Here is a 9066-nt window from a genome sequence, read left to right as displayed (position 1 = left end):
CTCCGAGGTCTCGCCCCCGGCGCCGAGGCCCGGCCCGTGGATTCCAGCGAGCGACTGGCGCTCCTCGACGCGCTGCGCGGTTTCGCCCTGTGCGGCGTGTTCATCTCCAATGTGATGGTGTGGTTCAGCGGCAGGGTGTTCCTGCCGCGCGAGCAGGTCCTCACGGCGATGAACACCGCGTCGCTCGCCGACACCGTCACGTGGCAGGCGTTCTCGGTACTGGTGGGTGGGAAGTTCATCACCCTGTTCTCGTTCTTCTTCGGCCTCGGCTTCGCGGTGCAGATGGGCCGCGCCGAGGCGCGAGGGGCCTCCATCACGCCGCTCTATGTCCGGCGGCTGGGGGTGATGCTGGTGATGGGGCTCGCCCACCTGTTCCTCATCTGGTACGGCGACATCCTCAGCACGTACGCGGTGCTGGGATTCGGCCTGCTCCTGTTCCGGGGGCGCTCGGAGCGGACGCTGCTCATCAGCGCCCTGCTGTTCGCCCTGGGGTGGTCCGTCGTCGGCGTGGTCATCCTCAAACTCCCTCAATTGCTGGCGGACACGCCGGAGGCCGGCGCGGCCATCGTCAAGGCGGCCAACGAGAAGTCCGCGGCCATCAAGGCGCAGACGCTGGCGGCCTTCACCCATGGGAGCTGGCTGGACGCGACGAAGGCGACCTGGCACTTCTTCTTCCGCGACTACCTGCCGCTACTGCTGTCCATCCTGCTCCCGACGTTTGGCCGGTTCCTGTTGGGCCTGCTGGCGGGGAAGCGCCGCATCTTCCACGACGTGCCCCAGCACCTGCGGCTGTTCCACCGACTCCTCGGGTGGGGGCTCGTGGCCGGGGTGATTGGCAGTGGCAGCGGCCTGGTGCTGCAGCAGCTCATGCTGAAGAAGGTCTTCACCCCGGAGACGCTGCCGACGTGGGTGCCCTTCGCCATGGCGCCACTGCGGAACCTGGGCGAGCTGGGCTTCGCGGCTGTCTACGTGTCCGGCATCACCCTGCTCTTCCAGCGAGCCACCTGGCAGCGGGCGCTGGGCCTGCTCGCGCCGGTGGGGCGCATGGCGCTGACGAACTACCTGTCACAGTCGATCATCAGCGTGCTGTTCTTCTACGGATACGGGCTGGGCTTCATCACGAAGCCAGGCCCCGCGGCGTGCGTGGCGTACTGCCTGGCCATCTTCTGCGTCCAGGTATTGTGGAGCCACCTGTGGCTGTCGAGGTTCCGCTTCGGCCCCGCGGAGTGGGTGTGGCGGTCGCTGACGTATGGAAAGGCCCAGCCGATGCGGCATCTCCCAACAAACGGCGCCGGCCGGCCTACAGCCCTCCCTGGAACAGGAGGATGAGCCGCGAGAAGGAATCCGTGCCCTCCCGCAGCGCCGGATAGTGGTCCCAGCTGAGCGCGGCCCCCAGCGGACCGAAATGGAGGTCCGCGAGGAGCCGCAGGCCAGGTCTGGCTTCGGGGAGCACCTGCACCGGTATACCCAGGCCGAGCCCGAGGCTCGGGATGATGGCGACCTGGGGCGTCGCATACTGCGTGAGCGGCGTGAGGACGACCTGCTCGCGAAAGTCCGTCTCCACCGAGAGCGAATGCAGGAAGGACTCGGGCCCGGCGAACTGGTAGCCGAGCCGAGCCATGAAGCGGGAATCGTCCCCGAGCCGCGCGCCCAGGCCCAGCTGCACGCCGCCCGGAGTCCACCACGGCTTGGGCTTCGTCAGCGTGACGTTGAGCCACTCGGGCGCGCTCGCCGCCGTGAGGCGCCGCTCCGCCACCCCATGCGCGTCCTCGTGCCGAAGCCGCCAGCCCGTGGCCACCGGCAGCGTGTGCGCGGAGGCGTCCGGGCTGCTGCCCACCTCCCACGCGGAAGGGACACGCACCGTGACGTGGAGGTTGGGATTGCCCGCCCAGGTCCGGATGGGCCCCAGCAGATAGTCGATGTCCCAGTGCGTGGCCCGCGCCGGTCCGGGGGACAGCAGTGCGTGGCGCGCCTGGACCGCGGGCCACACGTACCCCGAGGGAAGGAAGCGCCGCTCGAGCTGCATCAGGCCGCGCACCAACAGCTCCCCCTCCCGCCCTGGCGGAAGCGTGAGGGTGAAGCCGAAGCGCTCCACCGGAGATTGCGCGAGCCTTGCGGAGCCTGACGTGGGGCCCATCGGATCCGCCTGGCCCTCTGTCACCGGGAGAGGCTCCCCGTCGAATTGCACGCTCACCTCGCGCGTACGGAGTCCAAGGAAGGCGGCATCAATGACTTCTGCCTCGGGGGTCCCGTTGCGCAGCCGGTAGCGCGCCTCGAAGTGGCAGACCGCCTCGTGCTCCACCTCCGCGCAATCGAAGTCCAGCTTCTCGCTGAGCACCTCCGTGCGCGTGCGCGCGGTACCCGATGACAGGGTGAAGGTCGCCGGCGTACGCGTGGAGGCGGCCACGTTGGCTGCGGCAGGCAAGGCAGCGAGGAGACAGACGATGGACGCAAGGCGGGCCGCCATGTCCGCCATTGTCGCTCAAATCCGCGGGAGCACCGAGGCGGTCCTGCCGGAAAGCAGCCTCTCGCACGGAGCTCCACGTCGTAGGCGGCGTGCTGGGCCGCGGACAGGAACACGAGTTCCTCCGGATCCGCGCGGACCTCAACAAGAGGGCTCCCATTCCGCCGATACCTTTCGCGCTGGACTACCGCTCCCGAGCGCTGACGCGCCCCCCGGAGTCGTCCATGACTCCGTGGAGTCCCTTGCCCGCAGGCACCGTGTTTCCCCGAGTTTGTCCGCCATGTTAGGAATGCGGCCCCCCGGGGGAATTGCATGCGTTCAGGTCAAGCGTTGGGAGCGGCGCTGTGCTGGCTTCTTCTCGTCATCGTGCCATGGAAGGGATTCGCGGCTCCCGGACCCGCGGTGCAGCCCTATCTGGTCTCCGTGAGCAGGCTCCATGAGGCGCTGGCGTTCGAGCGTGCCCTCGAGCAGCTCGTCACGGCGCGGCGCCTGTCGAGCAGCGCCGAGGACGACGTGGTGCTGTCACTCTGGGAAGGCATCATCATGGCGGAGATGGACTGGAAGGACGAAGCCGCCGCCGCCTTCAAGGCCGCCCTCTTCCTCCAGCCAGACGCCCAGCTGCCGGTGCGGGTGTCGGCCAGGATATCCGAGCAGCTCGAGTCCCTGCGCAAGGATGTGAAGCATTCCCTGGCCCGGCGCGGCGATGCCACGGCCCAGGTGGCGGACACGCCGCACGAGAAGCCGGCACAGCCCTCCGCGATGGAAGTCCCGACGGCCGCGCGGACAGAGCGCACGCCGCGCTCCAGGGCCCTGTTGCCGGCCATCCTTGGAGGCACGCTCGCCGCCGCCGGTGGCGTGTCCTGGGCCCTGTCACGCGGGGAGCTGTCCAAGCTGCGGAACGCGGACCCTGCCCTGGCGAACCTCGAGAGCGTGGATCGCAGCGCCTCGCGTGGCCGCACGCTGCAGACCGCGGGCGTGGGCCTGATGAGCGCGGGCGTGCTCGGGCTGGGGTTGGCGGCGGGGATGTATCTGCTTGGCGCGCCCACGGAACGGGGCTCGGTGAGCCTGGGGACGGATGGGAGATTGGCCTTCGTGTCAGGGAGGTGGCCGTGAGCACGCTTTCATCCCGGGCGGTGCTGGTGGTGCTGGCGGTGCTGGTGGGCGCGGGCTGTTCCGACTTCGGCCTGGAGAAGCGCAAACTCTGTGAGCGGGTTCCCGAGCGCTGTGAGAGTCCCGGCAATGGCGATGAGGCCCTGGATGAGGACGGAGGCTCGGACGATCCGGACGCCGGCACTTCGACGGACGCCGGCACTTCGACGGACGCGGGCACCTCGACGGACGCCGGCACTTCGACGGACGCGGGCACCTCGACGGACGCCGGCACCTCGGCGGACGCGGGCACCTCGACGGACGCCGGCACCTCGACGGACGAGGGCGATCCGCCGCGGGTGACAGACCGCCGGCCGCTGGCGCCCATGGTCCAGTCCGGCGAGACGGTTTCCTTCCAGGTCACCGCGGAAGCACCTCCCGCGGGGAGCCTGAGCTTCGAGTGGTCCACCAGCCTGGGCACCCTGGGAACTCCGCAGAACGGTGAGACCACGAGCAGCGTCTCCTGGAAGGCGCCTGACTGCCTTGCCAATGGGACGCCGCCCTTCGTCTACGTCACCGTCACCAACTCGCTGGGGCCGTCCACCTGGGTGCAGTTCCTCGTCGGTGGGCTGCCCGACTGTCCGGCGTGGCGGCCCTGGGGAACGCTGTCCGCCAGCCGGCGGGACTTCACCACCACCGTGCTGGACGACGGCAAGGTCCTGGTGGTGGGGGGACGGGCCCCGACCTCCGCCCTGGCCTCCGCGGAAATCCTCAACCCGACGTCCGGCATCGTCTCCCCCACGGGCAACATGGCGGTGGCGCGCTGGGGCCACACCGCGACCCTGCTGAGCAACGGTCAGGTGCTGGTCGCGGGCGGCAGGGACGCCACCGGGAGCGTGTTGAATTCGGCGGAGCTCTACGACCCGGCCACGGGCACCTGGTCCCTGACGGCGAGCATGGCCTGGGGCCGGTACCTCCACACGGCCGTCCAGCCGAGATACGACTCGCGGGTCTATGTCGCCGGGGGCGCGGACTCCCTCATCTCGCTGAAGACCACCGAGGTGTACGACCCGTACTCGAAAACCTGGTCCGCCACGGCCCCCCTGCCCGAGCCCCGCCATGGCCACACCGCGACGGTGCTGGCGGGCTCGAACACGCTGCTGATCGTGGGGGGAACCCGGACGACGTTCGGCAGCGGAGGGGTGCCTGTCTCGGAGCCCCTCGCCACCGCGCTGCTGTATGACCCGAGCCAGAACACCTGGTCTCCCACCGGCGCCATGGCCGAGGCCCGGGGCGCGGGCCACTCCGCCACCCTGATGGGCTCCGGCAAGGTGCTGGTGCTCGCGGGGACCGGCCTCTCCGCGCCCCTGAACACCGGAGAGCTGTATGACCCGGGGACGGGGATCTGGGCCCCCATCCAGGCCATGGCGCCCCCAGGGCGCACCGGCCATGGCGCCAGCCTCCTCGGCTCCGGCAAGGTGCTGGTCACCGGCGGGAGCTACAGCGTCCCGCTGCAGACCGCGGAGTTGTACGACCCGGAGCGCAATACCTGGAGCTCCACGGTGGCACTGGCCGGGGCCCGGACGGGCCATGCGGCCATCCCCCTGCCCCAGGGGGACGCGTTGGTCCTGGGGGGCGGCGTGGCGAGTGTGGAGCGCTACGAGCCGGGCGCCGGCGTCTGGAAGCCCGTGAACGGCCTGAGCTCCATGCGCAAGCGCCACACGATGACCCTGCTGCCCTCCGGACAGGTCCTGACCACCGGCGGTGTGGATTCCATGGGCGTCAGGCGCTCCGTCACGGACGTGTTCAGCCCGTTCTCCGGACGCTGGACCCGCTCGGGCAACATGATCATGCCGCGTGAGAACCATACGGCCACGCTGCTGGCCTCGGGCAAGGTGCTCGTGACGGGGGGCACGTCGGAGAATGCCCCGGCGGAGCTGTATGACCCGGGCTCGGGGCTGTGGAAGGCCACCGGCACCATGCACCTGAACCGCAGCGGCCACACGGCCACGCTGCTGCCCTCGGGACAGGTGCTCGTCACGGGAGGAACGGGAGGCTTCGCCTCCGCGGAGCTGTACGACCCGGACACGGGGACCTGGGCCTACACGGCGAGCATGGCCGAGGGGCGGACCGCCCATACGGCCACCCTGCTCCCCTCGGGCAGGGTGTTGGTCACCGGGGGCGGCCAGGGCAAGGGGGCCTCCGTGGCGACGGCGGAGGTCCTCGATGAGCAGCAGAGGACCTGGAGCATGGCGGAGCCCATGTTCGCGAATCGGAGCGGCCACACGGCCACGCTGCTGCCCTCGGGCCGGGTCCTCGTCGTGGGAGGCTTCTCCCTCCGGTCGGACGCGCCCAGGCCCCCCGTGGACTCCTACTCGACCCCCCACGTGGACGCCTACGACCCGGAGAGCGGCCAGTGGACCGCCGCGGCCATCATGACCGCTGGAGGCTTCATGCTCTCCGGACGCCATGACCACGTCGCCGTGCTCCTCCCGGATGGCAGGGTGCTGGTGACGGGGGGAACCACCAAGACGGGCGGCAGCCCCGACTTCAACCGCGTCAATGCCACCTCGGAGATCTACAACCCGGTCCTGGACACCTGGACTCCCACGAGCAGCACCTCGGGGGTCCGGGCGGACGGGCACCGGGCGCTGCTCCTGTCCACGGGCAGGGTGCTGGTGACCGGAGGCACCCAGGGCAGGGACGCGGAGATCTACATCCCCTGAGGCGCCCCGGCGCCCCCCGGGCCGCGGGGCGCCCCCAGGCGCAGGGGGGCATCCCGGCCCATGGCGATGAAGGGCGCCCAGTAATAGGGGTGAGGGAAGGTCCTCCTCAGCTCAAGCATCGCCTCCCGCAGCGCCGTCGCCCTGCCCTGCCCCGCCAGGAGCTGGCGGTAGTAGGCCTCCATCAGCGTGCTCGTCGTCCGGTCGTCCACCTTCCACAGGCTCATCACCACCGTCTCCGCTCCCGCCACGAGGAAGGCCCGGCGCAGCCCGTACACGCCCTGGCCCAGCTTCACGTCGCCCCGCCCCGTATCGCACGCGGAGAGCACCACCAGCTGGGTGCCCCACAGGTCCAGGCCCGCGAGCTCCAGCGCCGTCACCAGCGCGTTGTCGGGCGCGAGGGCCCTGGTGCTGTCGCCCGAGGGCACCGGGGCGCTCGCCCCCGCCAGCACGAGGCCCGAGCGCAGCAGCGGATCCGCGGGGCTGGAGGCCAGGGTGTCCTCGCCCAGCGCGCCGAAGCTCGCCACCGCGCGGGAGTCCAGGGGCGAGGGCGCGTCCTCCAGGAAGAAGCCATGGGTGGCCAGGTGCAGGATGCCGGGGGTGGGCAGCTCCAGCAGCCGCTGCCGGGTGGCCTCGGCGCCCAGGATGAGTCGGGCCTGGGGCAGCAGCCGCTGGATGGCCTTGGCCTCCTGGCGGGTTCCGGGCAGGGGCGTCGGGGACCACGCTCGTGCCTCCAGGCTCGCGCGGAGCGTCTGGAAGAAGCGCGCGCCGGGAAGCGAGCGCGTCGCCACCACGGGAGCCTCTCCCAGGGAGGCAGGGAGTACTGGGATGGAGGCGGTGCTGAAGTCCGGGTCGGCGAGGACGACCACGGAGTCAGAGGGCGCGCCCTCCTGGGGGCGGGGCAGCAGGCTCCTTCCGGCGGGGACATAGGTGAGGTCGAAGCCGTCCACCAGGTACTGGTGGCCGTCGTGCAAGGCGCCGAAGGGCACCAGGGCGAGCTGGCCATCCGGCGAGAGAAAGAGGCGGCGGGTCCTTCCCAGCAGTGGCAGCAGGGGTTGGAAGATGAGCTGGTGGAGGGCCTGGGCGGAGGCCAGGAAGGTGGCGTCCCGGTTGGCCATCGCGTCTCGCAGGCGCGAGGCGGCCGAGTCGATGGGCTCGGCGGCGCCCAGGTCCCTGAAGTGGATGGTGGCGTCAGGCAGGAACACCAGCACCAGGTAGCGCAGCTGGGAGGGGGGCGCGCCGGGCCCCTGCACCAGCGGCCGGTCCACGCAGGTGATGAATTCGACGAGGGCCGCGTCCCCGGGAAGGGCCTGGGCGACACGGTCCACGATCTCCGCGGCGGAGGGCAGTGCCATCAACGAGCGCAGCCGCGCGGAGCGCCGGGCCAGGTCACCTTCGAGGGCGGCCCCCTGCTCGGAGAGGTCCTCGAGACGCCCCTGGTAGGTCGCCGGTGGAAGCGAACCGGGGCCCTGGAGTGACAGCTGGGCCAGCCGGGTGCGCAGCCCCCTCAACCGCTCGAAGGTGTCCCGGTCCTGCGCGCCCAGGCTCCGGTAGACGGTGCGGGAGATGTCAGCGGTCTCCTCGACGGAGCGGCCCTTGCGCAGCAGCGCGGCCGCCAGGGCCAGGCGCTTGACGCGGTCATCGTCCGGATGGGCGCGCAGCAGCGAATAGAGGCGCTCCTCGTCGGTGCGAAGCTGCTGGAGGAAGCGGGCCAGGCGCGCCTCGGAGAGGCCCAGGGCCTCCTGGCGCAGGTGCTGCTCGGACAGGGCGAAGGCGCGGGTGAACAGCGGCAGGGCTTCGTCGAGCCGGTGCTGGGCCACATGGGCCACGGCGAGGTGGTTGAGCGTCGCTGCGACGTCGGGATGGCTCTTGCCGAGAGTGGCTTCCTGAATGGCCAGCGCGCGCGCGTAGAGCGGCCGGGCCTGGCCGTACAACCCCCGGGCCGCGTAGAGCCCGGCGAGGTCGTGGAGCGACTCGGCGACGCGGTGATGATGCGGGTCCAGCGAGGCCTCCCGGATCGCCAGCGCGCGCGCGTGGAGCGGCTCGGCGCGCGCGTAGAGCCCCTGGGCGACGTAGAGGTTGGCGAGGTCGTGGAGCGACTCGGCGACGATGGGATGACGCTCGCCGAGGCTCGCCTCCCGGATCTTCAGCGCGCGAGCGTAGAGCGGCTCGGCGCGCGCGTAGAGCCCCTGGGCCGCGTAGAGGTTGCCGAGGATGCTGAGCGAGATGGCGACATAGGGGTGGTCCTTGCCGGAGGCGGCCTCATCCATGGCCAGCGCCCGCTGGAAGAGGGGCTCGGCCCGCGCGTACAGCCCCTGGGCGAGGTAGAGCTGGCCCAGGGAGAGCAGCGCGTTGGTGACGTCGGGATGGTTCTTTCCGAGGGTCGCCTCCCAGATGGCCAGCGCCCGCTCGTTGAGGGGCACGGCCCGGCCGTACAACCCCTGGGCGTCGTAATTGGCGGCGAGGCTGAAGAGCGCCTGGGCCACGAGGGGATGATTCTTGCCGAGAGCCGCTTCCCGAATCGACAGCGCGCGCGCATGGAGCAGCTCGGCGCGCGCGTACAGCCCCTTGCTCTCGTAGAGGTTGGCGAGGTTGATGAGCGAGCTGGCGACATCCACCGGGTTCCTGCCGGGAGCCCTCTTCCGCGGGGCCGGTGCCGGCGCATGGAGCTGCCGCCCCGGGCCGGGTGGCTCCTCTCCCACCGCCGCGCCCGCGGCGCAGCACAGCATCACCACCAGCATCCACCCGCGCTGCACGTGCATCTTGCTCCCTCGAGCGATACCCATCCCC

At 71.0% G+C, this 9066-nt stretch carries 5 protein-coding genes; 3 read left to right on the top strand and 2 right to left on the bottom strand.

Annotated elements, in window-relative coordinates:
* Window positions 1-1329, top strand: a 1329-nt coding sequence (locus D7V97_RS35100) for a DUF418 domain-containing protein (RefSeq protein ID WP_368668984.1), incomplete at its 5' end; no start/stop codon positions are given.
* On the opposite strand, the gene D7V97_RS35095 is transcribed toward D7V97_RS35100, so the two are convergent.
* Complete coding sequence (locus D7V97_RS35095) at window positions 1301-2467, bottom strand: hypothetical protein (protein ID WP_233583419.1); 1167 nt, start codon at window positions 2465-2467, stop codon at window positions 1301-1303. The genes D7V97_RS35100 and D7V97_RS35095 overlap by 29 nt on opposite strands.
* Before the next feature lie 420 nt (window positions 2468-2887).
* Between D7V97_RS35095 and D7V97_RS44940 the strand changes: the two genes are divergently transcribed.
* Both D7V97_RS44940 and D7V97_RS35080 read left to right on the top strand, forming a co-directional pair.
* Window positions 2888-3577: a hypothetical protein gene (locus tag D7V97_RS44940; protein ID WP_158623523.1), complete on the top strand. Its 690-nt coding sequence runs from the start codon at window positions 2888-2890 to the stop codon at window positions 3575-3577.
* Entirely contained in the window at window positions 3574-6279 is a 2706-nt protein-coding gene (locus tag D7V97_RS35080; protein ID WP_147445102.1) for a kelch repeat-containing protein, read from the top strand. The genes D7V97_RS44940 and D7V97_RS35080 overlap by 4 nt, the downstream gene beginning before the upstream one ends.
* Here the strand turns inward: D7V97_RS35080 and D7V97_RS35075 are convergent.
* The gene (locus D7V97_RS35075; protein WP_233583418.1) at window positions 6267-9038 is read right to left on the bottom strand and encodes a CHAT domain-containing tetratricopeptide repeat protein; all 2772 of its coding nucleotides are present in this window, start codon (window positions 9036-9038) and stop codon (window positions 6267-6269) included. The genes D7V97_RS35080 and D7V97_RS35075 overlap by 13 nt on opposite strands.
* Window positions 9039-9066 lie beyond the last annotated feature (28 nt).

Source organism: Corallococcus sp. CA053C, from assembly GCF_003611675.1.
Lineage (GTDB): Bacteria > Myxococcota > Myxococcia > Myxococcales > Myxococcaceae > Corallococcus.
Note: the sequence above shows the minus strand (reverse complement) of the source record. Positions and strands in the feature narration are given on the sequence as shown.